This is a genomic window from Glutamicibacter arilaitensis Re117, from assembly GCF_000197735.1.
Taxonomy (GTDB): domain Bacteria; phylum Actinomycetota; class Actinomycetes; order Actinomycetales; family Micrococcaceae; genus Glutamicibacter; species Glutamicibacter arilaitensis.
In genome coordinates, this window is sequence record NC_014550.1 from 3437195 (window position 1) to 3460534 (window position 23340).

The 23340-nt window shown below is 60.3% G+C and carries 27 protein-coding genes; 12 read left to right on the top strand and 15 right to left on the bottom strand.

All coding sequences use genetic code 11. The features are described from left to right. Positions 1-124 precede the first annotated feature (124 nt). The 3 genes from AARI_RS16425 to AARI_RS16435 are packed head-to-tail and all read right to left on the bottom strand — an operon-like array spanning position 125 to position 3070. On the bottom strand, positions 125-1243 hold the full coding sequence (locus AARI_RS16425) for an FAD-dependent oxidoreductase (RefSeq protein ID WP_013350366.1): 1119 nt from the start codon (positions 1241-1243) through the stop codon (positions 125-127). Beyond that, positions 1236-1949 (bottom strand): methyltransferase domain-containing protein, encoded by a 714-nt coding sequence (locus tag AARI_RS16430; RefSeq protein ID WP_013350367.1) that lies wholly within the window; start codon positions 1947-1949, stop codon positions 1236-1238. Before AARI_RS16430 ends, AARI_RS16425 begins: the two co-directional genes overlap by 8 nt. Further along, positions 1949-3070: a type III polyketide synthase gene (locus AARI_RS16435; RefSeq protein WP_013350368.1), complete on the bottom strand. Its 1122-nt coding sequence runs from the start codon at positions 3068-3070 to the stop codon at positions 1949-1951. Before AARI_RS16435 ends, AARI_RS16430 begins: the two co-directional genes overlap by 1 nt. Before the next feature lie 167 nt (positions 3071-3237). Between AARI_RS16435 and AARI_RS16440 the strand changes: the two genes are divergently transcribed. Further along, positions 3238-3903, top strand: a complete 666-nt coding sequence (locus AARI_RS16440) for a GntR family transcriptional regulator (protein WP_013350369.1) — start codon at positions 3238-3240, stop codon at positions 3901-3903. Between the two features lie 6 nt (positions 3904-3909). Here AARI_RS16440 and AARI_RS16445 read toward each other — a convergent pair whose 3' ends face one another. From AARI_RS16445 to AARI_RS16460, 5 genes are all read right to left on the bottom strand, one after another. Beyond that, positions 3910-4563 carry a zinc-binding dehydrogenase gene (locus AARI_RS16445; protein WP_231849405.1) on the bottom strand — a complete coding sequence of 218 codons (654 nt, stop codon included), beginning with the start codon at positions 4561-4563 and terminating at the stop codon, positions 3910-3912. After that, positions 4463-4798 carry an alcohol dehydrogenase catalytic domain-containing protein gene (locus tag AARI_RS20170; protein WP_257998039.1) on the bottom strand — a complete coding sequence of 112 codons (336 nt, stop codon included), beginning with the start codon at positions 4796-4798 and terminating at the stop codon, positions 4463-4465. The genes AARI_RS16445 and AARI_RS20170 overlap by 101 nt, the downstream gene beginning before the upstream one ends. A 156-nt stretch (positions 4799-4954) precedes the next feature. After that, entirely contained in the window at positions 4955-5617 is a 663-nt protein-coding gene (locus AARI_RS16450) for a GOLPH3/VPS74 family protein (RefSeq protein ID WP_013350370.1), read from the bottom strand. Positions 5618-5701: 84 nt separating this feature from the next. Beyond that, a complete protein-coding gene (locus tag AARI_RS16455) occupies positions 5702-6871 on the bottom strand; it encodes a hypothetical protein (protein WP_013350371.1) in 1170 nt (389 codons plus the stop codon). Between the two features lie 52 nt (positions 6872-6923). After that, positions 6924-7652: a sulfite exporter TauE/SafE family protein gene (locus AARI_RS16460; protein ID WP_157867182.1), complete on the bottom strand. Its 729-nt coding sequence runs from the start codon at positions 7650-7652 to the stop codon at positions 6924-6926. A gap of 98 nt (positions 7653-7750) precedes the next feature. Here AARI_RS16460 and AARI_RS16465 point away from each other — a divergent pair, with 98 nt between their 5' ends. From AARI_RS16465 to AARI_RS16485, 5 genes are all read left to right on the top strand, one after another. Beyond that, positions 7751-8926 carry an FAD-dependent oxidoreductase gene (locus AARI_RS16465; RefSeq protein WP_013350373.1) on the top strand — a complete coding sequence of 392 codons (1176 nt, stop codon included), beginning with the start codon at positions 7751-7753 and terminating at the stop codon, positions 8924-8926. A gap of 233 nt (positions 8927-9159) precedes the next feature. Next, positions 9160-9804: a SipW-dependent-type signal peptide-containing protein gene (locus AARI_RS16470; RefSeq protein WP_013350374.1), complete on the top strand. Its 645-nt coding sequence runs from the start codon at positions 9160-9162 to the stop codon at positions 9802-9804. Between the two features lie 120 nt (positions 9805-9924). Next, positions 9925-10392, top strand: a complete 468-nt coding sequence (locus tag AARI_RS19960; RefSeq protein WP_013350375.1) for a signal peptidase I — start codon at positions 9925-9927, stop codon at positions 10390-10392. Positions 10393-10499: 107 nt separating this feature from the next. Beyond that, on the top strand, positions 10500-11186 hold the full coding sequence (locus tag AARI_RS19965; protein WP_146041044.1) for an LPXTG cell wall anchor domain-containing protein: 687 nt from the start codon (positions 10500-10502) through the stop codon (positions 11184-11186). Beyond that, a complete protein-coding gene (locus AARI_RS16485; RefSeq protein WP_013350377.1) occupies positions 11179-11724 on the top strand; it encodes a hypothetical protein in 546 nt (181 codons plus the stop codon). Before AARI_RS19965 ends, AARI_RS16485 begins: the two co-directional genes overlap by 8 nt. A 23-nt stretch (positions 11725-11747) precedes the next feature. Here AARI_RS16485 and glsA read toward each other — a convergent pair whose 3' ends face one another. Next, a complete protein-coding gene (gene glsA, locus AARI_RS16490; protein ID WP_013350378.1) occupies positions 11748-12776 on the bottom strand; it encodes a glutaminase A in 1029 nt (342 codons plus the stop codon). 208 nt (positions 12777-12984) lie between these two features. Here glsA and AARI_RS16495 point away from each other — a divergent pair, with 208 nt between their 5' ends. Both AARI_RS16495 and AARI_RS16500 read left to right on the top strand, forming a co-directional pair. Beyond that, a complete protein-coding gene (locus tag AARI_RS16495) occupies positions 12985-13407 on the top strand; it encodes an acyl-CoA thioesterase (protein ID WP_013350379.1) in 423 nt (140 codons plus the stop codon). Between the two features lie 198 nt (positions 13408-13605). Beyond that, complete coding sequence (locus tag AARI_RS16500) at positions 13606-14025, top strand: VOC family protein (protein WP_013350380.1); 420 nt, start codon at positions 13606-13608, stop codon at positions 14023-14025. 7 nt (positions 14026-14032) lie between these two features. Here the strand turns inward: AARI_RS16500 and AARI_RS16505 are convergent, their stop codons facing one another. Together AARI_RS16505 and AARI_RS20175 are read right to left on the bottom strand one after the other, a co-directional pair. Then, a complete protein-coding gene (locus AARI_RS16505) occupies positions 14033-14872 on the bottom strand; it encodes an SGNH/GDSL hydrolase family protein (protein ID WP_013350381.1) in 840 nt (279 codons plus the stop codon). 477 nt (positions 14873-15349) lie between these two features. Beyond that, on the bottom strand, positions 15350-15529 hold the full coding sequence (locus AARI_RS20175) for a hypothetical protein (RefSeq protein WP_231849406.1): 180 nt from the start codon (positions 15527-15529) through the stop codon (positions 15350-15352). 125 nt (positions 15530-15654) lie between these two features. Between AARI_RS20175 and AARI_RS16515 the strand changes: the two genes are divergently transcribed. From AARI_RS16515 to AARI_RS16525, 3 genes are read left to right on the top strand one after another with little or no spacing between them, the layout of a single operon-like run. Then, complete coding sequence (locus AARI_RS16515; RefSeq protein WP_013350382.1) at positions 15655-16929, top strand: sensor histidine kinase; 1275 nt, start codon at positions 15655-15657, stop codon at positions 16927-16929. Then, entirely contained in the window at positions 16917-17606 is a 690-nt protein-coding gene (locus tag AARI_RS16520; RefSeq protein ID WP_013350383.1) for a response regulator transcription factor, read from the top strand. Before AARI_RS16515 ends, AARI_RS16520 begins: the two co-directional genes overlap by 13 nt. Further along, positions 17603-18466, top strand: coding sequence for a DUF4097 family beta strand repeat-containing protein (locus tag AARI_RS16525; RefSeq protein WP_013350384.1), 864 nt, complete (start codon positions 17603-17605; stop codon positions 18464-18466). The genes AARI_RS16520 and AARI_RS16525 overlap by 4 nt, the downstream gene beginning before the upstream one ends. Positions 18467-18592: 126 nt before the next feature. Here AARI_RS16525 and AARI_RS16530 read toward each other — a convergent pair whose 3' ends face one another. The 3 genes from AARI_RS16530 to AARI_RS16540 form a co-directional block, all read right to left on the bottom strand. Then, positions 18593-19420 (bottom strand): PspA/IM30 family protein, encoded by an 828-nt coding sequence (locus tag AARI_RS16530; protein ID WP_013350385.1) that lies wholly within the window; start codon positions 19418-19420, stop codon positions 18593-18595. 84 nt (positions 19421-19504) lie between these two features. Further along, positions 19505-20224 carry an AAA family ATPase gene (locus tag AARI_RS16535; RefSeq protein ID WP_013350386.1) on the bottom strand — a complete coding sequence of 240 codons (720 nt, stop codon included), beginning with the start codon at positions 20222-20224 and terminating at the stop codon, positions 19505-19507. A 112-nt stretch (positions 20225-20336) separates the two neighbouring features. Then, positions 20337-22235 carry an FAD-dependent monooxygenase gene (locus AARI_RS16540; RefSeq protein ID WP_013350387.1) on the bottom strand — a complete coding sequence of 633 codons (1899 nt, stop codon included), beginning with the start codon at positions 22233-22235 and terminating at the stop codon, positions 20337-20339. Between the two features lie 168 nt (positions 22236-22403). Between AARI_RS16540 and AARI_RS16545 the strand changes: the two genes are divergently transcribed. Next, a complete protein-coding gene (locus AARI_RS16545; protein ID WP_013350388.1) occupies positions 22404-23072 on the top strand; it encodes an IclR family transcriptional regulator in 669 nt (222 codons plus the stop codon). Here the strand turns inward: AARI_RS16545 and AARI_RS19900 are convergent, their stop codons facing one another. Continuing rightward, the gene (locus AARI_RS19900) at positions 23073-23237 is read right to left on the bottom strand and encodes a hypothetical protein (protein WP_013350389.1); all 165 of its coding nucleotides are present in this window, start codon (positions 23235-23237) and stop codon (positions 23073-23075) included. Between the last annotated feature and the right edge of the window lie 103 nt (positions 23238-23340).

Genomic DNA, 23340 nt, shown 5'->3' on the forward strand with positions numbered 1-23340 from the left:
TTTCATGTATCCACGGGTATTTGGCGGTGAGTTTGGGCACGCGCAAACCATGCCGCACCTCCAGCTTAGCCACGATGCGCCTTGGCCGGTTCCAGGAGCCGGCGCTTCAAGGCTTCTGCCAGCTTCAGCGCCTCCGAAGACCAGTCATCGTGAAGTCCCGCGCCACCCATTGATGCAGCCAGGCACTTGCTGCCAACCGGGAAAACACCGCGTCGCGCGGCGGCACGGCCCAGCCTGGCAGCGCCCTTCCCAGCAGCATGTTCACCTGCGCACGCCGGGCCGCACTGCGGGCAGCCCGAAGCCGCAAGTCATCGATTGCTTGCAAGGGCCCACCGCCAATGACCAGCTGCGCCACCGCCTGCGCATCCTGAAATCCCAGGCTCAGCCCCTGCCCGCCAATCGGACTGATCTGGTGGGCGGCATCCCCGAGCAGCAGCACGCGCCCATGGACCATCGAAGGCACCAAGCGGGTGGCGGTGCCGAAGAGGCTGGACATCGTGCAGCTGCTGGCATTCAGCAGATAGCCCGAGCGCTGGCCTACGGTTTCGGCCAGGAGTTCGGGTGAAGTGTCCTTTGGGTTCTTCTCGAAACGCACCACCCAGCGGCGCAGCCTGCCAGGCATCGGGAAGGATTCCACGATCCCGTGCGGATGCAGGAACAAGGCCGCGGTATGCGCCAGCGACGTAGTGTCCGGGAAGTCCCCCATCAGGTAGCAGCCATGATGATTCTTTCCGGCGAAGCGGACACCGAGATCCGTACGGACCGCGGAGCGGACCCCATCAGCACCGGCCAACCAGCGGGCCCGATGCACCACGCCTCCAGCTGCGAATTCCACCGTCTGCTGCGATTGCGAAAGCACCCGCTCAAACGCGCAGCCACGCTCCACCGATCCCGGGGCGAGGTCTTCCAAGCGCTCGCGCAGCAACTGCTCGGTGCACTGCTGCGGCAAGGAGAGCACATGCCGGTAGGCTCCGCCAATCACCGAGAAATCCATGGCAGCGATGCTGCGCCCGCGCGAGATGCCCAGCCCTCCGCGGATCTGCACCCCCGCGTGCTGCGCTTTAGCTCCCACCCCGAGCTGCTCCAGGATCTGTTGTGCCGGAGGATGCAGGCCAATGGCGCGCGAGTGCTCCACCGGGGCGGTGCGCTGCTCGAAGACCCGAACCGCGCGTCCTTCCTGGACCAGCAGGATGGCCAGGGCCAGGCCTACCGGTCCGGCGCCGATGATCGCGGCCTCATCCACTGCCGGCCGCTTCCCAGAACAAGAGGTTTCGATAGGGGCGCTGTGCGTGTACTTCCCATCCCTGGCGGGCCAGCCGCGCCAGTTCCACCGGAACGTAGCTGCGCCGAATGGAAGTCAGGCCATCACGCCGGATTAGCGAGCTGCCTGCCAGCGGCAAAGTGGCCGCCCCGAACAATCCCAGTGCCACCGGCGAGCGCCGGATATCGCTGTGCAGTCCGATGCCGGTGCACAGCTGCTCTGTATCGACCTGCACTTGCTGCAGCTGTTCCGGGTCCAGATGATGCAGCAGGTGGTTGGAGAGCACCACGTCGAAGTGCGCGCCTTCGGCTACCACCCGGGTGCTGGTCGTTTCGCGGAATTCAAGCACCCCGCCAGGCAGCTTGCCGCGCGCCAGCCTTTGCCGGGCATAGCTAATGGCCCGCGGGTCCGGGTCAATGCCGCACACCTGCACCTCGAATCCATCGGCAAGCGCCCAGCGGGCCAGATTCACCGCGATGTCTCCCCCGCCGCATCCCACGTCCAGGATGCGTGCCCGGCTTCGGCGCGCCAGCAGCGGACGGATGCGCTGCACATAATTGTCCCGCCATCCGGCGACCGCCCGATTCACTATGGGGAATTGGGCGTAGGTGCGCCGCAGGAGCTCCGGGTCGCAATCCGGGCGGTCCATTTCCTCGATGGCGTCCGCTGCCCGCTCCAGCCGGAACATTATCCTTGCCCGCGCACGGTGAACATCCCGGTTTCCACGGTCAGCCCCGGACCGAATGCCATGGCGCAGACCCTTTCGCCGTCGCCCGCGGCGGCGGCTTCCAGGATTTCCTTGAGCACGAAGAGCACCGTGGCGCTGGACATGTTCCCGTAGCGCTCCAGAATGCCTCGGGCTGGCTCCAGCTGCCCGGAATCCAAGCCCAGCCGGTTCTGCACCCGGTCCAAGATGGCCCGGCCTCCGGGATGCACGCCCCAATGCTTGATGCGCTCCACAGTCAGTTCCGGGTCCAGGTCCTTGGCAAACAGCGGGTGCAGTGCCCCGGTGATGTGATCATCGATGATGTGCGGGACATAGGTGCCCAGCACCATCTCGAATCCGTGATCTCCGATATTCCACGCCATGGATTCCTCGCCCACCGGGGTGAGCACGGTTTCGAAACCGTCCATTTCCAGCGCTCCTGCGCCCTGTGCCGAGACGATCACCGCCGCGGCGCCGTCGGCGAAGATGGCCGAGCCCATGATGGTGTCCGGGTCATTGGAGCTGTGCACATGCAAGGTGCACAGCTCGGCGCAGACCACCAGCACGGTGGCTTGCGGATCGGCCAGGCAGAAGTCACGGGCCGCACGCAGCGCTGGGAAGGCCGCATAGCAGCCCATGAACCCCAGGTGGTGGCGCACGGTGCTCGGCGCCAGCCCCAGCGCGCGCACGATCTGGTAGTCCGGGCCCGGGTTGTAGAACCCTGTGCAGGAAACGGTGATGACGTGGGTGATGTCCTCCGGCACCAGGTCCGGGCAAGCTTCCAGGGCTTGTCGGGAGGCGTCGATGAACAGCGTGCTGGCCTGCTGGGCGTAGATGCGGTTGCGTTCGGCAGTAGTCGGCGAAAGCAGCTTGCCTTCCGCCCTGTCGTAGAACAGCGGACTTTGCGGCTCGGGCAGGGAAAGGTCGAACTCATCCACGCAGCTGTATCTGGTGCTGATTGCCGCTGAGTTGAACGAAGTGGCGATCAGCCGCTGGCCCAGCCTGCTGAGATTCCGCTGGCTTGCGAAGACATCGCGGATTTCTTCTTGGGCCAGGACCGTCGTGGGAACTGCTGTTTGGATCGTGCGGATCTTCACTGACATGCCCCGAGCCTAGATCCGATGCCAGGGAAGGTAAACAGCTCTGGCGAATTACCAGCGATTGCCCGAGTCTTCTGTTCCGTCATGCGCGTGGATTATCTATCCCCTGCGAAGAATATGATTATTGTTATTAACATCAGATTTAATCGATCACGCTTGAAGGGGTCATCTTGGCAAAGGCATCAGTCCATTCCCTGGAGGGTATCCGCCGAACCATCCTTGATGGTTTGTGGTCCCCCGGTGACCGCCTCCAGCCGACCACTTTAGCGGAGCAATTCGAAACCAGCACGACAGTGATCCGTGAATCCCTGACCCGGCTGGCTGGCGAGAATTTGGTGGTCATCCGTCCGAACCGCGGTTTCTTCGTTCCGGATCTGAACCTGCGCGAGCTGGCTGATATCACCGAACTGCGGTGCTCCACCGAAGCGCTGGCTGCGCGCTTGGCGGTGGAACGAGGAGATGTGGCATGGGAATCGGAGTTGATCGCTGCCCACCATCAGCTTTCGCGCACCCCGCGGCGCTTGCCCGAGGAACCTGGCACCGTCAACCCGGCATGGTCCGAGGCGCACCGCAATTTCCATCATGCTCTGCTGGTGCCCTGCAATTGCCAGCCGATGCTCAAGCTCTCGGCCGACCTCTCGAATTTCACCGAGCTGTACCGGCGCTGGGCCGCTCCTTCACCAGCTGCAGGCAAGCGAAACGTGGAAAAAGAGCACCAGGAAATCCTCAACGCCGCCTTGGATCGTGATTCCGAGAAGCTCGGCGAGCTGCTGGACAAGCACTACCGCGCTACCGTGCAGGTAGTCATGGATGCAGGCCTGACCACCCTGCGCTGAGTCTGGCTAGCTCCGGCAGTCCAAGAGCACCTTGCCAATATGCTGCCCGGAGTCGAAGTACGCGTGGGTGGCAACTACCTCGCTGAGCGCGAACACCCGGTCTGTGGTGGTCTGGATTTTCCCGGCCTCCAGCAGCGGCCAAACGATCCTGGTAGTTTCTTCCATGATCCTTGCTTTTTCTTCCGTGGTGCGGTCCCGCAGCAAGCTGCCGATCAAGGTCAGCTTTTTCTTCATCAGCATGCTGAAGTCCAGGGTGTCGCTGGCACCGCCCTGCTTGCCAATGGTGATCATGCGTCCGCCCGGCTTCAAGGCATTGAGATTCCGCTGCAGGTAAGAACCCGCCACGGTGTCCAAGATGATGTCAGCACCGCCAAGGTCCTGCACCCGCTGGTCAAACTCTTCTTCGCGATAGTTGATCGCGGCATCGGCACCCCACGAACGGACTCGGGCGCATTTCCCTGCGCTGCCCGCTGTGGCAAAGACCGTGCCGCCCAGCGCCTTGACCAGCTGGATCGCGAAAGCCCCAATGCCACCGGTGCCGCCGTGGACCAGCACGGTTTCACCTTCTTGGTAGCGCCCGTTGAGCATCACATTGAGCACCGCGGTGGCCGCTACTTCCGGAATCCCGTCCGCATCCAAAAGATCCAAGCCCGGTGGCACGGGGAGCAACCTGCCCAGCAGGCACCGCCACATACTCCGCGTAGCCGCCGGAGTCGGTCAGTGCCACAACTTCATCACCCACCGATATCCCGGACACATCGGAACCCAGTTGCGCGATGGTTCCCGAAACCTCCAGCCCGAGGATGTCGCTGGCGCCTTCGGGAAGATTGGCTCGGCCTCCACGCTGAATGACATCGGTGCGGTTCAGACCCGCCGCAGCCACCCGGATCAGCACCTCGTTCGAACTCGGTTGCGGAATGGCGCGTTCATGAATTGCCAGGTCTTCTGGCCTTCCGGGGGGTTTCGACAATGACAGCGCGCATGATTCAGGCTCCTAGATCAGGTTCAGCTTCATTATGGCCTGAGGCCATGGGTGAAATTCACGAAACGGCTAGCCTTTACCCGTTGCTGGTGGAATGATGCGCTGGGTCGTGATTGCCTCGTTCATGGTGGCGACGGCCTGTTGCGCAGAGTCGGCCACCGGGGAATCCTGTGCCAGTTCCTTGATCCGTGCTTGGGCTTGGCCCGTACTCATCGGAGCGAGCTCGTCCTTGAGCACTTCCGGGGCGAGCCCAATCGCCTGGATGATTGACAAGACTGTGATGTCACTGGCCCCCGGAGTCTTGTGCCCATGCAAGGCGGCCTGCAAGTCCGCCCTGATTTGCCGCTGGATCTGCTCATTGATGATGCGAACGCTCCTCTTGCCCATCCCCAGCATGGTCCGCTCGCCGTATTCCACGATGCCAGCCTTGGCCAGGGAATCGGTAACCAATCGCGCATCGCACAGGCCAGAAATCCTGACCGCTTCATCCAATGAGAGCTGCTCTTTTTTCTCAAGCTTTGCCAGTGGAGCTGCCAGGACAGGGTCTGGGCATGGCCCGGCACCGATCAATTGGATTTGCCGCTGCTGGTCATCGCTGAGCGCCACGCGGCCGGCGATCATCAAATCGGATATGAGTGCCGCATTCATCCCGTACCCCGTAGCTGATACAACCGACTCCGGCTTTTCGCGGTCGCTGGCCATCAACAGGTAGAGCTTCTCTGTGATCAACATATTTTCAGGCTACCGGCCATCAACAGTTAAATTCTTCAGCCTTCCGACGGATATTCACTGCTCGGCTCTTGGACACCTGTTTGGCTAGGAACTTTTCGTTTTCTTGGCAACTTCGGATGGAGAATGGGTGGTTCGCGGCGCCAAACGGTCCTGGGTCATTGCGGAGGTGGTTCGGATGAATACGGAGATCCAGCTGAACAAGATGGCAACTACCGATAGCTCAAAGCCGGTGAGGTTGTAATAGGACCATTCAGTCCACAACAGGAAGGCGACCCAGATGGCGCCAACGGCTGTGTAGGACAGCAGGTGGAACACCGCTGGATACCCCGGCAGCAGCACCACGGTGCCAAGCAGCAGGATAATCATCGAGATCGAGGCCAACTGCACGAATGCCGAGTGCCCTTCTATCGAAAGGTTGTAAGGCACCATTCCAATGCCAATGATGGCGACCGCGACCAGCAGCAGGCACCAGCGCACGATTCGCGGACGTGGGCGGACCATCCGTGCCAGCTTGTAGCGTTCCAGGCTCGGGCGGCAGCGGTAGGTCTGGGAAAGGCGCACCAAGTCACGGGTCAGAAACTCGGCAAAAGCAGCCAGCACCAGTCCGGAAATCACCAGGGTGAGGTTGAAGGTCCAGAAGGAGCCCATGCCTGCTTGGGTTGTTCCCAGCGAGGAGAACATGCTCTTCCACCAGCCCTGGTCTTCGGCAAGCAGCATGCTGATCAGCACGCCGGCAGCCATGAAAATGCCCAAGACCACGGACAAGGTTTCAGCGTTGATACGCGCGGTGGCTTCCAACGACAGATACGCCGCGATGCCGGTGGCCGCGGCGACCGCCAGCGACCCTGCCAGCACGTCCAAGTGCAGCCCATAGAAGGCCTGCTGGAACAGGTGGAAGACCACCAGAAGGATCATCACGGTGCTGGCTACATGTACCAGTACCAGGCCCAGCGCCACCACTACCTGACGCCATTTGGGGATTCTTTTCAGCCAGGGCTCGCGGGCACGCAGCATCGTGCGGAAGGCGTAGGCGCTGCTGGTTCCTGCGGAGACGGCACCGGTGACTGCCGAAACGGCACCGACAGATAAACTCCCAAATAATGCCGGACGTGTTCCGGCGAAAACGATGAATCCTACAATCAGCCCAGACAGGGAGCAGAATAAACCGGCCCAGAGGGCCCGGCGTTCAATATCGAGCTCGGTGACTCGCTTGCTGAGAATGACATCGGGATATTGGGAATGCACGTAGTACATTCTCTCATTTTCTTTGCTAAAACGTACCCGGCCGCGTTCAGCGCCCTCGGGGCTACAGGGCCATGAATCCGTTGACCATCAGGCTCACCGCACCGCTGAAGGCAATGAGCACGACGAAGGCACGACTGTACTTAGCTGGGATCTTCGGTGCCAAGAAGTTGCCCAGCAGGATGCCAACTACCATGGCAGCGAAGCAACCAGCCCACTGTTGCCAGTGCAGTTGAGGCATCCCGCCCTTGGCTGCGAGCGAAGTCAACGACAGCACCAGGAAGTACAGCTGCACGGAGATGGCGAATTGGGCTTGCGGCCAACGGCTGGCTATCGCATACCCGGCGATGGCCGGGCCGGAAACTCCGGCGGTAACTGACATGAAGCCGGAAACTGCGCCGGCTCCAACGGCTAGTGATTTGCTTTGACCCATGGGCAGATTGCGGATCATGAAACTGGAGGCCAGTGCGAGGATCACCATGATCGAGATGATTACGGAGAGCAGCGGCCCATCCAACGCTGTTGCGACCCAGGCTCCAGGAAGTGTCATGAGCATGGCCGGGATCAGCAGGATCAGCACTTTCTTGTACTCAACCTGACGGAAGACTTGGGCAAAGATCAGCAGGCTGCTGCAGGCGCCCAACAGATTCACCAGCATGACGCCTTCGTGCGGGCCGAGCACCATCACCAAGAAAGGAGAGGAAACCAGGGCAAAGCCCATTCCGGAAATCCGCTGGGTTGAAGCTCCGACGAAGACGGCTGCGGCCAATCCGAGCACTGCTGCCAGTTCCACACCGTCTCCATTCACGTATTGGTCTTCTATTACGTTATCTGAGCATCAATGAGACTTCCGGTTCCACGGCAGTGATCTTGGGATCTTAAGCTGAGGGGATGGGCAACGATGTTGAATTTCTGGTGATTGGTGGCGGAGCGATGGGCTCGGCGGCTGCTTGGTCCTTGGCTCAATCAGGCCATGAGGTCTTGCTGCTGGAACGCTTCTCCCCCGGGCATGTTCAGGGCGCTTCCCATGGAGCTACCCGGAATTTCAACCCTGCCTATTCTGAGCCGGAATACGTGCGCCTGCTGAAGCGTTCCAATGTCCTATGGGACGAGATTTCCTCTCTGGCAGGCACTGAACTACTCAAACGCACCGGGCTGGTCAATCACGGAATCGTCGCCGAACAGCACGCCATGCACACCGCCTTGTCCCGAGCAGGGTTCGATAGCGAACTGCTGGGCATCTCCGAGGCAGAAGATCGTTTTGCCGGGATGAAGTTCGAAACCGAAGTCCTGCATGTCCCCGCTGGCGGCCAGATCAATGCGGATCTTACCGTCACTTCCTTGCAGCAGCTTGCCAGCAGTTCCGGAGCAGCGATCAAACATGGCCAGCGAGTCACCTCGATTTCTGTTCTGTCCGAGGACTGCGTTGAAGTCAGCTTCCACAACGGCGCTTCGGAACAGCGCATCCGTGCCCGTCATGTCATCTGCACTCTCGGCGCATGGACCCAGAAGCTGCTGGGCGTTGCTGTTCATCTTCCCGCGATCGATGTGACCGAAGAGCATCCGGTGCACTTCGCAGCAACGGATCTACCGGCAGCCTGGCCGGGGTTCAACCACGTCCTCGATCCCTCGCGCGATATCGGGTCGCCGGTGTTCGGTCCGATCTACGGCATGCATACCCCGGGCGAAGGCATCAAGGTCGGCTGGCACGGTTCCGGTTCCGTGATCGATCCCGATCACCGTCCGCACCAAGTGATCGATAAGCAGATCCGCGGTCTTCAGCAATACGCTGAGCGCTGGCTGCCCGGCGCAGACCCCTCTACGTTCGAATCCGTCTCCTGCACCTACGCGAATACCGAGGATGAGCACTTCATCCTGGACCGCTTCGGACCGCTCACGGTGGGAGCTGGGTTCAGCGGACACGGTTTCAAGTTCGTTCCCGCCATTGGCGAAGACCTGGCAGCCCTGGCATTAGGCCAGCGAAGCACGGAAGCTAAGTTCTCCGCGTCGCGTTCAATCGCCAAGCCGGTATTCCTCGAACGGCGTCAAGCGGTTGGTTTGGGTTAGGTTCGGGGCTTAACTCGCGCTTAACCCAGTTGTCTAACTTTGTAGGCCTGTCGGCTAGTTTGGAACTCCAGGAAATATCCTGTGCGCCTACGGACTGTATCCGTCCGGTCAATTTATCCTTCAAGGGGACTATTCTCTACTGGAAATATTGAAGCGTCAACTTCCTTTTGCTAATTTGAGAGACGATTCCACGTTTTCTTGCGGACTGCTCACACACTTCAGGAGGTAATTTCATGGCTGCTGCTTCGAACCAGAAGTCCCGTAAGGTCAAAGCTCTGCTCGCAGGCGGACTGGTCCTTGGTGTTGGAGCAGCGGTAACGCTGGCCGCCTGGACCGAACAGGAATGGGCCACTGGCAATTTCACCGCAGGTTCATTCAACGTCCAAGGCAGTACCGATGGCGCAGCATGGGACGAAAACGAAATACCAGGAGAAGCAGCCGCCATCTCTTTCTCTCTTGATCCAGACGGTCCAAATCCCGCTGAAAATTTGAGCCCGGACACCACTGTTGCTGGCGCATTTGCACTGCGCACTGCCGCGGGCACCACCTATGACGCAACAGTCGAATTACTGAGTTCCTCGGCGACCGAAACAACACCGGGTGACTCCGCAAACCTCACCTACGGCATTTTCATCGTCGATAACATGGCAGCCTGCACCGAGGATGCCATCCCAGCTGCTGGCAACGAAGTTATTGCGAACGGCACGGCTTTCGGATCTGTCTCTGGCGCAACCGTGATTAACCTGGCTAAAGGTGCCAGCACTACTGAAACTGGAGCTCCTGTGACCTTGTGCTTCCAAGTCCACGCCGGAGCAGGTCTTGATGAAGGTCAGGTCAACAATGCGACATGGCAGTTTGAGGCTGCCTCCGTCGAATAAGCGCCCACGAGCACACTGAGTGCAGATGACCCCACTTACGGCCACAGCAGCTCGCGTCAAGGCAACCGCCCGATGCGAGCTGCTTGCACCGTCCGCGAATAGGCATGGATAGAGGAAGAGTTGATCCGGAAACGTACCGAAACAGCAGCCAAGCCCCGCTTGGCAACGCGTTTGGTCGACTTCGGACTGACCTTGTTGGCCCTTGGAGGATCCATCTGTTTGGTCCTTGTCGTGCTCGGAATCGCCTTAAACATCTCCATCATGATGTTCCGGACCGGCTCGATGAGTCCTACCATCACTGCCGGCTCTATCGCCTTCGTCAAGGAAATTCCCGCTGGAGAAATAGCGGTGGGAGATATCGTCACCGTCCAGCAGAAGGAAAGCGAACTTCCGGTCACGCACCGCGTGATCGAGATCCAGGAAATCCGAGATGACGGGGTCGCTGTTTTCCGGATGCAAGGCGACGCCAACGATACTGCGGATGTCCAGCCATACAGCGTCCCTACGGTAAAGCGCGTATTCATTTCCGTCCCGGGGATCGCTCCAGTAATCCAATGGTTCACCTCGCCGTACTTGCTGGGGGCCTGACTCTCGGTGCCGCTGGCCTCGTAGTATGGGCGTTCTGGCCGCGCGATGAGGGAGCGGAGGATGCTGAAACTCGCGTTCTCAAGCCCCAACAAGGAGGGGTTCAATCCTTGACCGTCCCCCTGCTACTGTTTGCTTCGGTAACTGCTTTCATGCCGTCCGAGGTTTCTGGCGAGCAGTCGGTCCGCATCGAGGGTCAGCATCTGCAGATGGAGTCGTTGCCTTCCGCAGAGATGAAGAAGATGAGCCCTGGGAGCTCTGCCAGCTGGGTTGTAGATACCTGGTCAGTAGCTCCGGACGATGGAACGATCGAGTTATCGATTATGTCCGGCCCCGCTCAGAGCGATGCAACGCTTCCACTAGTTTTCGCTGTCACCAATTGTGCAGTGCAGCTCGAATTGCCCTTGGACTCCGGATGTCCCGATGGCTCGCCGTGGGAAACCAGAGAATTCAAAACCGCAGATTTGAACGCGGTAAAAGAGCGGAAAATCGTTGCTTTCAGCGCTTCAGCGAAACAACGAGTTGTAATCACCGGACACCTGGTGGCTGATTCAGCCAAAGCTGTTCATGATGCTTCGGCTACCATTTTGCTCAGCGCTTCAGGCTCCGGGGAAACAATTTCCACTAGCCCCGACGACACCCCCAACATTCCGTCCACTCCAAAAGAGGAGAATAAGGCACTTCCTCCTACAGGCGTTGAGAACGTGCTCCTGCTTAGCGTTATAGGCCTTGTCACCCTTGCTCTGGGAACTCTATTGGCTCGCCGTTCCAAAGTTCCCGGTGATATTGATGCCTAACTCGAAAAAGCGAAACCATCGCAATTCCCGCAAGGCACTTCTGACCGTTCCTGCGCTCGCGATCACCTCGGCCCTGCTTCTTGGCGTCGCAACAGATCGAATCTCTTCAACAGATGCGGCATGGACTGATCATGAATTCACCCAAACAACGTTGTCCGCTGCCAACCTCGGGACTTTCACCCAAATGACTTGCCAGGACAGCGGACTCCTAGGCGATCTTTTATCTGACAGGGTAGTCCTGAATTGGGCCCCACCTTCTGGCGCAGAAAGTTTTGCCGAAGGTTCCATCAAGTACGCCGTTTCTTGGGGCAGTACTATTTCAATCGGATTAGACACTGACAGCAGCGACATCGTCGATGGAAATACTTACACTTACAAACCGTCGGGTGTACTTAAAGCCGGAGTGACCACAACAGTAAAAATTACGCCATACCTCGATGGCACGGACTGGGTCAGCGATACCATCGAGGTAGAACTCTTAGAGGTAAGTCTCCTCGGACTTGGTGTTGTCCTAACCTGCGTTACCCATGAAGCATAGGTCGACTCACGAAGACAATGATCTCAGGTCCGCTTTTCTGGTGCCGAAGCAAACAGGTTCAGGCCCATGGCTCGTGAAAGCTGGCCGATAGCTAGCTGCGCACGCACCGAGTTCCCGGCCATATCCAATGGTGGAGAGAATGCGCCAATGGCGCCCTTGCCCGGAGCTACCGCGACGATGCCCCCGGAGACACCCGACTTGGCAGGGATGCCGATCTCGAACAGCCACTCCCCCGAACGCTCATACAAGCCGTTGGAGGCAACTGTCGCCAAAGTATCGCGGCAAACATCCGCATCCACTACTCGCTTGCCCGTAACAGGGTTCACCCCGCCATCAGCCAGTGTTGCGCCCATAACCGCCAGATCATGTGCGGTGACGTTCAGCGAGCACTGCTTGGTGTAGACATCCACTGCGTCGTGCGGGTCGTTTTCCAGCCGTCCATAGCTTTTGAGCAACCGGCCTAGCGCCTTGTTGCGCTCATTAGCAAGTGACTCGGAATGGTAGACCTCGTCATCCAGCGTCAGCGGCCGTCCGGCAAAAGCCGAAAGGCCTTCACGCACGTTCTCCCATTTCTTGGCAGCGGTTTTCCCGGGCATCATCGCCGTCGTGGCGATGGCACCGGCATTGACCATGGGATTCATTGGATGCCCGTTGTTCAGTTCCACGGCCATCACAGAGTTGAAGGACATGCCGGTGTTGTTCACGCCGATGCGTTCGCGCACTTCTTCGCGTCCATGCTCCTGGACTACCAGCGCGTAGACGAACATTTTGGAGATTGACTGGATGGAGAACTGGTAATCGCAGTCACCCACAGTATGCACCGAACCGCCTACGTGGGACATGGCAATACCGAATAGATCTGGGTCTGCTTGGCCGAGAATCGGAATGTAGTGGGCCAGCAGGCCCTCATCTGCATCCGCGTAGCGCTCATGGGCTTCTTGGAGCAGCGCGTCGATACGGTCGTGTTCCAACGCACCGGTCGAAACATGCTGAACGACGTCGTCGAAGTCGGTGGGAATGGTTTCGTTATTCCCCTCCGAGGGATAGTTCATCTGCACCTTCCTTCTACTGGGAACTGCGTTTCGATACTTACTTTGACCCTACCAACAGCTTGGGCGAAAGGCATCTGCGGAACAGCCCACTCTACCCATTATCGCTTGCCAGCTGGCCACGGCATACGGATCGGATCACATGTGTTTTCAGCTACATTGTGGAACATCTAACAGCGCAAAGGACCTAGTCTGACTTAACATTTTGTGTATGGCTAAGGGTATTACTTTTCATACGCGCAAGTGGGTTCGCCCAGAAGACTTAAACGCAAACGGCACGCTGTTCGGCGGCAGCCTGTTGCGTTGGATTGACGAAGAAGCTGCGATCTACTCGATCATCCAGCTGGGCAACAAGCACGTTGTCACCAAGTTCATGTCCGAGATCAACTTCATCGCCTCGGCAAAAGAAGGCGACCTTATCGAAATGGGCCTGACCGCCATCGACTTCGGCCGAACCTCGGTCACCCTGCGCGCAGAGGTGCGCAACATCTTCACCCAGGAATCGATCCTGACCATCGAGAAGATCGTCTTCGTGAACATCGGCGAAGATGGCAAGCCCGAGCCGCACGGCTACGACCACATCACCTACACCCGCGATCGCATTCCGCTGGAAATCACCAAGTCACTGATCTAGTTTCCGCGCCGATACCCGAAGCCTCCAAATAATCCAGGCTTTGATCCAGGGCCCCGCTCGGCCGCACTTTGCTGCGCACCCGGCGGGGCTCTGTTCCAATTGCAGGCAAAACGCGCATAGCTCTTGCGCTGGGTTCGCGCGTCCAGCAAAGTTGATTTTGCACCAAGGAATTCCCACCGATGCAGAAGCGAGAGACCCATGGGCCGAATGATTTTCGTCAACCTCCCAACCGCCGATCTGGCCAGAGCCGACGAGTTCTACAAGTCGCTGGGCTTCACCAAGAACGAGACGTTCTCCGATGAGAACGCCACCTCATGGATCATCGACGAGAACATCCTCGTGATGGTGCTTCAGCAGGAATTCTTTGCAGGTTTCCTGGTCAACGGCGATAAGCCGGGGCTAGGGAGCGGACTGCGCGAAGCCCTCAACGCGCTCTCGGCGGAGACCCGCGAGGACGTCGATGATTTCGTCGCCCGCGCCGAGGCTGGTGGCGGCAGCATCTACCGTCCGGCAGATGAGCCATTCCCCGGCATGTACCAGGCAGCGGTCCAAGACCCCGACGGCCACGTCTGGGAAATCGCGTGGATGAGCCCGGCGGCCATGGAGAACCCGGTCTAGAAAGCCGCTAGCGGATCTCAAAATTCCGCAAGTGCCGTGGCTCTTCTGATTTGGGGCGCTTGCGGAACTGCTTCTTCATCCCCTTGGCTGGGTACATCGGTTCCGGCCAGCGCGGACGCAGCTCGTCGCCCAGCGTAATGCCCCGCATGCGCCTGCCGAACATCGGCAGCACCCATTGCCGCAGCCATTCCAGGTCGCGCTGCGTGGCCTGCCAGAAGCCGACTCGGTCCGCGGCGCCGAAGGGATCGAAAACGAGCTGGTGAGGATACCCGAGAATCTCCAGGATCCTGATCGCCATATAGCGATGGCCCGCACGGTTCATGTGCAGCTTGTCGATATCCCACATGCGCTTGTCCCGGTAGACTTCCCAGTTCCAGTAGTCGACCAGCACCACGGAATCTGGGTAGAGTTCGGCGAGCTGGCGCACGCATTCATTGAAGCGCCAGTTGCGCCGCTTGAATGGAGCCAGCACCGGGTGCACGGGAATATCGAACCCGGTGAACAACAAGACTTTGGCACCGGTGGATACCAATGCGTCGACGGCTTGCTCGTATTGGCCAAGGAACTGCTTCATGTCCTTGCGGAACTCCAGGATGTCATTGCCGCCTGCATAGAAGGTAATCACCTCCGGCTTGAGTTCCAAGGCCACGGGGATCTGTTCCTCGATGACAGATTTGAGCCGCCGGCTGCGAATTCCCAGATTCACGTACTGCCACTCCGGATCAGCTTTGGACAGCTGCTTGGCTACGCGGTCCGCCCAGCCGCGCACCCCGTTGGGCAGCCTTGGTTCCCAGTCCCCCACGCCCTCGGTGAAGGAATCCCCGATCGCCATAAACAGCCGTCCCATGCTATCGACGCTAGACGGAGAAAGTGCATAGCGCCCGGACAGCAGTTGAAGTTAAAGTGAATGTTTGCCGCTTGCATCCTCAGAGCACCCTGCTCATGATCAAGCGGGACAGGCGGCTTACTTGGGCATCGCTGACTGCGATGACCTCGAATCCAGCCTGTTCGAATAGTTTCCGGGTTCCCGCGAATGCCATGGTCAGATCCATGCGTCCCTCGGCATCCACAGGGTTGGCCTCCGCCGCCGGTGTGCCAAGGCTTCGGGCATAAGTCCACGGCTCCTTGAAGCCTCCTGCGGTTCACTCCCTGGCGCCGGTATCCGGGACGTGCCACCATGCAAATAATGCACCACGCATCCACCTCGTCTACCGGCCTGATCGACTTGGTCTTCACCAGCATTAGGATCTGGGAACGTCTTGATAAGCGATAATGCCCGGGCGCAGTCGGCTCATGGCTCAATGAGCGCATGGCGGCGAACCGGTCACCAGCGCCCGCGCTCCTTGATATCTTCAGCACTCAGCCGGTGCGACAAGCACCAGCAGTGCTTCCCCCTTTCCTTAGGATTCACTACCGCTGCGAAGTCCTCCATGCGAACCTCGCTCACTGGCTTGATGGACAGCCACAGCCGAGCGGAGTCCTGAACATCTTGAGTCGGTGACATCTGGCTATCCTGCGCCAGGCCCAGAGGGTTGCCAACCCCAAAGGCCGAATTCTTCGGGTTTTCCATAATGAAGTTCTCCGGTTCCCTCGGTGTTGGCGCTGACCTGTGCGCTCTAGTGTTGAGGTATGACTTCGACACCATGGAACTTGCCGGGCACCGCAACGGCCCGCCCGCCGTTGAAACTCGGCTACACGTTGTTGCATCTGGCTCTGCTGGGAAGCTTCGGAACCATAGTCCTGACGCTGTTCGCTGCCTGGCTTGCCGTGGGCATCGGGCTGACCCCGATCCTCGGCATAGGCCTGATCGTGCTCGTTGGCCTGCTTGCCGCCCTCTTCGGATTGGCACGCTTTGAAATCCTGCGCATCAGCGGCCTGTACGGCATCGAAGCGGTCCCACTGAGCTGGCCCCAGCGCCGGGGACCGGGCTTTGGCGAATACGTCCGCTCGGTGGGACGGGCACTGTCCAGCGGGAGGATGTGGGCGGCCGTTGGCAGCTTCGTCATCTCCTGCCTGTTCGGGGCGATCCTGCTCGGGGCGCTGGAGTCGTCGGTGCACTTCGCCGTTCTGTCCTTCGCTCCGCTGGCCGGCGTGGAGACGGTCCCCGGCCCGCTCTCCTGGGAAATCCCAGCTTCCCAAGCCCCATGGATGTTCTTGCTGGCCCTAGCCGGCGCAGGTGTGGCCGTCGGATTAGGCTTCTTGCACCGCAGCATCACCGTAGGCATCATCGGCTCGCTGGCCCGGGAAACCGAGCTGACCGAGCGCGTGCGTTCCACCGCGGTGCAGCGCGAAGGCGCAGTGCGTGCCGCCGAGGTTGAGCGCACCCGCATTGAGCGCGATCTGCATGACGGGGTCCAGCCGCGCCTGGTCTCGGTAGCCATGACCTTGGGCCTGGCGCACCAGCAGATCGATGAGAACCCGCAGAAGGCTAAGGAACTGGTGGCCGAGGCGCACGCCTCGACCAAGTCAGCCATTACCGAGCTGCGCCAGCTCACCCGCGGCATCTACGCTTCAGTGCTCGATGACCGTGGACTGGATGCGGCACTCTCGGCGGTAGCCGGCCGCTCGCATATCCCGGTCCAGCTCGATGTGCTGCTGGAAGGACGCTATCCCCGCGTCGCCGAAGCGGCGGTGTACTTCGCCATCGCCGAGGCGCTGACCAACGCGGCCAAGCACTCCCGAGCCCAGCGCTGCCTGGTCACCGTGCGAGTTCGCGAAACTAACGGGCAACCCCGCCTGTGGGCACGCATCGAGGACAACGGCGTGGGTTCAGCGCGCATCACCCCCGGCGGCGGACTGGACGGAATCAATAACCGCATCGTCGCAGCCGGCGGAACCTTGAGCCTGGACAGCCCGGCCGGAGGGCCGACAACATTGGAAGTGAGTGTGCCATGCGCGTACTAATTTGCGAGGATTCAGTGCTTTTGCGCGAAGGCCTGGTCCGATTGCTCGACCACAGCGGCCACCGCGTGGTGGCCGACCTGCCAGAAGCCAGCGGACTGATGCCCTTCTTGGACTCGGCATCCGAAGAAGACTTCCCGCAGATCTGCATTCTGGATGTCCGGCTTCCGCCGACCTACACCGACGAGGGCATCCGGGCAGCCCTGGAGGTGCGCAAGAAATACCCAGATCTGCCACTGCTGGTGCTCTCGCAGTATGTGGAGGAACGCTACGCTTCGGAATTGATTTCCACCCGCTCCGGGGCCATCGGCTACCTGCTCAAGGATCGCGTGGCAGATGTCAGCGAATTCGTCGCTTCCCTAGAGCAGATCGCAGCCGGCGGAACGATCCTCGACCAGGAAGTGGTGGCACAGCTGTTGACACGAAGAAACCACGATGACCGGATGCAGCGGCTCACCGACCGCGAACGCACCGTGCTGGCGGCCGTAGCTGAAGGGAAATCCAACCAAGCCATCGCCGCACTGCTCTTCCTCTCGGAAGCCAGCGTTGAAAAGTACATCACCTCCATCTTCCAGAAACTCGGCTTGGAAGCCGATGGAACGGGCAACCGGCGTGTGCTGGCAGCCCTGGCGCATATCCAGAACCTGGGCACGACCAACACCGACAGGACAGAATCATGACTCAGACACAACCAAGCCCGATGCCACCAGCTCCCGGTGCTCCCAAAAGCAGCGGCAACGCGCTGAATATCATTCTCGCTGTGCTCGGCGGCCTGGTCGTATTGACCTTGCTGATCGGCTCCGCCCGCAGCGCGTTCGCGGCTCTGAACCGCGACCAGTCCACCCACAGTGCAAGCGTGCAAGGGGTGACCGGCTTGGAGATCTCCGCTGGGGCCGGAAACTTCGACCTGCGCTTCGCAGAGGTCAATGAAGCCACCTTGGATGTGGACAGCACGAATTCCCGGGACTGGAAGCTGAAGCGCGAGGGCAGCAACCTGGTAGTCGATTCACCCAATGGCTGGGGCAACTGGTGCTTCTTTGGCTGCGGCAACTTTGAGAACGCTGCGGTGCTCACCTTGCCCGAGTCAATGAATGACGGCAGCCTGGATGCCTTGTTCGATCTGGCCGCAGGCGACTTCAATGCGGTGGGTTCCTTCAGGAACCTGGACGTGCAGGTAGGCGCCGGGGACTTGGATATCTCCGGAACCGCCCAATTCGCTACGGTGGAAATCGGTGCCGGTAGCGCTGAGATCTCCTTGGAGGACGTGCAGAAGGCCGACTTCGAAATTTCTGCTGGCGACTTGAAGGGGACGCTCTCGGGCAAGGCTCCTGAACTCATTGAAGCAACCGTGAGCGCGGGTTCCCTGGAACTGGAACTGCCAGATGCCACCTACGATGTGCGGCAGGATGTTGCTGCTGGCGATATCTCGAACTTGCTGGCCACCGACAAGGATTCACCGAACAAGATCTCGGTTGAGGTCTCGGCTGGCAACGCGAGTTTCTACCCGCAAGATTCGGGTCCCGGCCCGTGGGAAGACTGATCTTGCTCCGATAACGGCAAAACCTCCCTTCCACAGGTCCATTCAGATCTGCGGAAGGGAGGTTTTGCGTTCCCAGCTAAATTACCTGCCCAGGTCCGCTACGAACCTGTTGCAGAGCACAAGAAGCTAGGCCTGGTTCTTCTTCAACGCGGCCAGGCGGGCTTCAATCTCGGAAACCTGCGGCTGGCCGGCTTCGATTGCGGCCGCGTCATCTGCTTCTTCCAGCACATCCTGCGGTGCGCTGCTGGCCTTCATCGCCGCCAATCTTGCATCAACTTCACTGGCAGCCCCAAGGTCTTCGAGCTGGGCGAACTGCGCATCCAGCGAGGACGCCGCCAGCTCTTGGGCACCACGAACCTTGGCTTCGTCCTGGCGGATCTTCTGCTCGAAGCGGCTGATCTCGCTGGTCGGGTCATTGACGTCCAGCGCCTTGAGGGTGTCCATCATCTGGTTCTGGGTTTTGGCATTGCGGGCACGGGCAACGAGCTCATCACGCTTGGCTACGAGTTCCTGGCGCTTGGTCTGCATGGTGTTCAGACCGGTCTTCAGCTTGGCAACGACCTCACGCTGAGTGGTGATGGTCGATTCCAGGTTCTTGGCGCGCTTTTCAGCATCCATCTGGCGCTGGATGGCCACGGTGGCCAGCTGGTTGAACTTCTGCTGGTTGTCTGCATCGCCGGCAGCAGAGTATTCATCGGCCTTGTTGGACGCAGCCAGGGCCTTGCCGCCCCACTCCTTTACTTCCTGTTGGAGCTTGGAGTGGTCGTCCTCGGCCATGCGCAGGTTGCCGATGGTCTGGGCTACGGCCTGTTCGGCCTGGGCGATGTTGTTGGTGTATTCGCGAACCGACTGGTCCAGCATCTTCTTCGGATCCTCCAGAGCATCCAAAGCGGCGTTGGCGTTAGCCTTGCCGATACCGAACATTCGAGCCCAAATTGAGCGCTTCTTGGCCATAGTGCGTCCCTTCGTCTTCCGTTGCTTAAAGCTTAGGGGAATTAGCAGCGCCGCTCTAACCGAAGACCACGCTGCGTCGGCAATCTAGTCATTGAAATGGCGTAGGTACCGTCCCGGGGCATCCAGGAAAAGCCGCCAGTTCCGCACCATGTCCAACTCGTCGTAGTCCGATTCGCGGATTCCCCACTCGCCAATTTCATAGATTCTCGCCTCCGGCAAGGAAGCAAGAATTGGCGAGTGGGTGGAGAGAATCACCTGAGAACCGGAACGCAGCAGATCTGCAATATGCGAGAGCAGCATGAGGCAGCTATTGAAGGACAGCGCTGACTCGGCTTCGTCGAAGACCCACAACCCATTGACATACGAGCGCTCGGTGAAGAACTCGACGAAGGATTCGCCATGGCTCTGGAAATTGTGCTTTCCGCGCGAGCCGATGGAGCCCAGATAGGCGAAGTGCCCGTGCATGGTTTCTGCGCGCAAGAACACTCCGGCCTTGGACGCACCGGCTCCGCGTTCCAATTGCAGGTGCGAGGACAACCCGGATTCGGTGGGCTGGGTCTGGTGCATGCTGTTGCGGGTTCCGCCCTCGGCATTCAGTCCAAAGGCCGCTGCAATCGCCTCGACGAGTGTCGATTTTCCCGCGCCGTTTTCCCCCACCAGCACAGTCAGCTGGCCCAGTTCAAGGCCCTCGTCAAGAAGTTGCTGCACCGCCGGAATCTGGGCGGCCCAATCGGAACGATCCATGGGTGCCTTGGGATGTTCGGTGATGCGGCGAACCGGCAGAGTGTCGAAAAGTGCGCTCATGCACCCGAGGCTACCAGCAGCGCGCGACAGCTTGGCGGCAGTTATGCAGGCTTGGCCCCTTGGCCGCACCCATGGTTCAGCAGGGTGCGGCCAAAAGAGCCAATAGGGTTTCCTAGCCGTTGACCGGAAGCATGTTCCCCGCGAAGAACCCGGCGATTTCCTCGCGCGACTCCAGCGGGAAGATGCCGGCGACGTACTGGTCCGGGCGGACCACCACGATGGCACCGTCCTTGCTGATCTCGCGGTCGCGGAAGATGTCGCGGCCATGGCCGGCGGCGAACACCTGGTTGATGTCATGCAGGCCGAACGGCACCTTCAGCGGCTGGAAGGCCTTGGGCACGTCGTGCAGTTCCACCTGCGTGTAGTCCTGCTGGTAGATGGCCTTGGTGTCGAAGACCGCGTCCTCGTCCCCGCCCGCCGGGGTGTACAGGTTGCGCGGCGAGGTTGGGTCCGCGCTCCACCAGGCGGCGAAGTCGGCCATGGCGGTGCCTTCCAGCGCCGGGGCGGCGGCATCGGCGAAGGCGTAGACGCGCCAGCGTCCGTCGGCTTCGTGGAAGTGGCCCAGGTGGCGCCAGCGGTTATCCGAGCGGCGGATGACCTCGGCGGACTTGAATCTCTTTCCCACCGGGAAGCCCGGGGCCAGGTCCTGGTGCTCGGTGCCGGTGGTGATCGGTGATTCGGTGTACTGGGTCATGAAGCCGGCAGGGAATTCCTGGGTCTTGGTGTAGTACTTCTCCAGTTCGTCCGGGTCTTCCCAGTCATCCACGGACTTGGCCATCAGGGTGGACCATTCCTTGTCGAAGTCGATCAGGTTCTGCGCGATGACCTTGCGCTCTTCGGCGTAGGTATCCAGCAGCGCTTCGGGGGCACGGCCTTCGAGCACGGCGGCCAGTTTCCAGCCGAGGTTGAAGCCGTCCTGGATGGACACATTCATGCCCTGCCCGGCCTTGGCCGAGTGGGTATGGCAGGCATCGCCCATGATGAAGGCCCGTGCGCAACGGGTGCCGCGCTCGTGGTCTTCTACATCGTCGAAGCCGTCGGTGATGCGGTGGGCCACTTCGTAGACCGAGAACCAGGCGACGTTCTTCACGTCCATGGTGTACGGGTGGATGATGCGGTTCGCGGTGGCCACGATCTCTTCCACCGGAGTATTGCGGATGGCCCCGGCATCCTCGGCGGTCAGCTCGCCCAGATCCACGTAGAAGCGAACCAGGTAGCCGCCTTCGCGCGGGATAAGCAGGATATTGCCCGCGTCATGCGACTGGATGGAGCACTTGACCTGGATGTCCGGGAAGTCGGTGTTGACCATGACGTCCATGACGCCCCAGGCGTGCAGCGCGGCATCGCCGTGCAGCTTGTGGCCCAGCGAGCGGCGCACCTGGCTGCGTGCGCCGTCGCCGCCGACCAGGTACTTGGCCTTCACGGTGCGCTCTTCGCCTGCGCGTTCTCCGGCCACGTACTTGATGCGCGCGGTCACCGGGTATTCGGCCGACGGATCGATCTCGCAGCCGAGGTATTCCACGCCGTAGTCCGGGGTGATCTTGCCCGGGGCGCGTTCGGCATCACGCAGGAAGTAGTCCAGGATGCGCGACTGGTTCACGTAGATGTGCGGGAATTCGCTCATGCCGGTGGAATCATCGGCGGCGCGCGAGTGGCGCTTGATGTTCTCCGGGTTTTCCGGGTCCGGGGTCCAGAAGCACATCTCGACATTGCGGTAGGCCTCTTCGATGACCTCGTTGGCGAAGCCGAAGGCCTGGAAGGTTTCCACCGAGCGGGCCTGGATGCCGTCAGCCTGGCCCACTTCGAGGCGTCCCGGGCGCATCTCGATGGCGCGGGCGTTGATGCTCGGGAAGCGCGAAAGCTGCGCGGTCACCACGGCGGCGGCCGGGCCGGTGCCGACGATCAGTACGTCCATTTCATCTGGAATCTCTTCGGCGCGGTCGATTCCGTAGCCGGCCGCTTCCTTGACGCGCGGATCTCCGGAGACATATCCCCTGTGGTGAATCTGCATTGATGGCTCCCCTAATCGTCGTGCCGCCTAACATCATTGTCTCTATAGTTGCGACACTGTTCTAACTATAGAAACAATCGTAGCTTTCACGTAGGCTGAGGGCAAGACGTAGATCACACCGGGAACGGTGCGGCGCCATGCGCGCATGCCAGATGAAATGATTGGACCATGACTAAAACCACCGAAGGCGGTTCGCAGACCCTGGGCCGCGGGCTAGAAGCGCTGACCTTGATCGGGGAATCCGCGACACCGCTGAGCGTCTCGGAACTGGCCGGAAAGCTGGGCGTGCACCGCTCCATGGCCTACCGGCTGGTCAAGACCTTCGAGCAGTACGGTTTCGTGGAGCGCAACCCGGCAGGCGAACTCGAATTGGGGGCACGCTTGGGAGCGCTGGCGCGCAACGTCGCCAAGTCCCTGCAGGCCGCAGCCGCACCGCACCTGGCAACCGTCAGCGACGAACTGCAGATGACTGCCCTGCTGGTGGTCTTCGACGGCGAAGCCGCAGTCACCCTGAGCACTGCCGAACCCCGGCTTGCCGACGCAACCGTGGCTCAGCGGCCAGGCACGCGCCACCCGATCGACAACGGCGCACCGGGACGGGTCATCCGCTCCATGCTCAACCCCGAAGAGCACCCGGCCAAGCACTACGAATTCAGCCACGACGAAGTCATCCCGGGACTGACCTCAATTGCGGTGCCGCTGCTTCTGCCCCAGGGCAAACCAGCAGCCATCGCGGTGATCTATCCCCCGCTGGAACGCGATCAGGAGCATATTGCACAGGTTCTCAAGGAAGCATCCGCACGCATCTCGACCGCGCTGGGCCTGCGGCTTGCCTAGCTACGCGGTGCAGGCCTCATTGGAGCAGCCGGCATCGCGGGGGCGATAGGTGTCGGTTCCTTCGACTTTGTCCCAGACCACGTGGCGATGCTGTCCGCAGCGTTCGCAGGACGGAGCTAAGTACGTGCTTCGCTCTTCCATGGTGTATGCCCGGAAATCACCCATCTCAAACCTCCCACTGACTAGCCCCGAATCAAGGATTCAGGACTTGCTGGACCTGCTTGGTGCCTTCACTCTACGCGCGGACACCAGATCCGGCTAGAGGAAA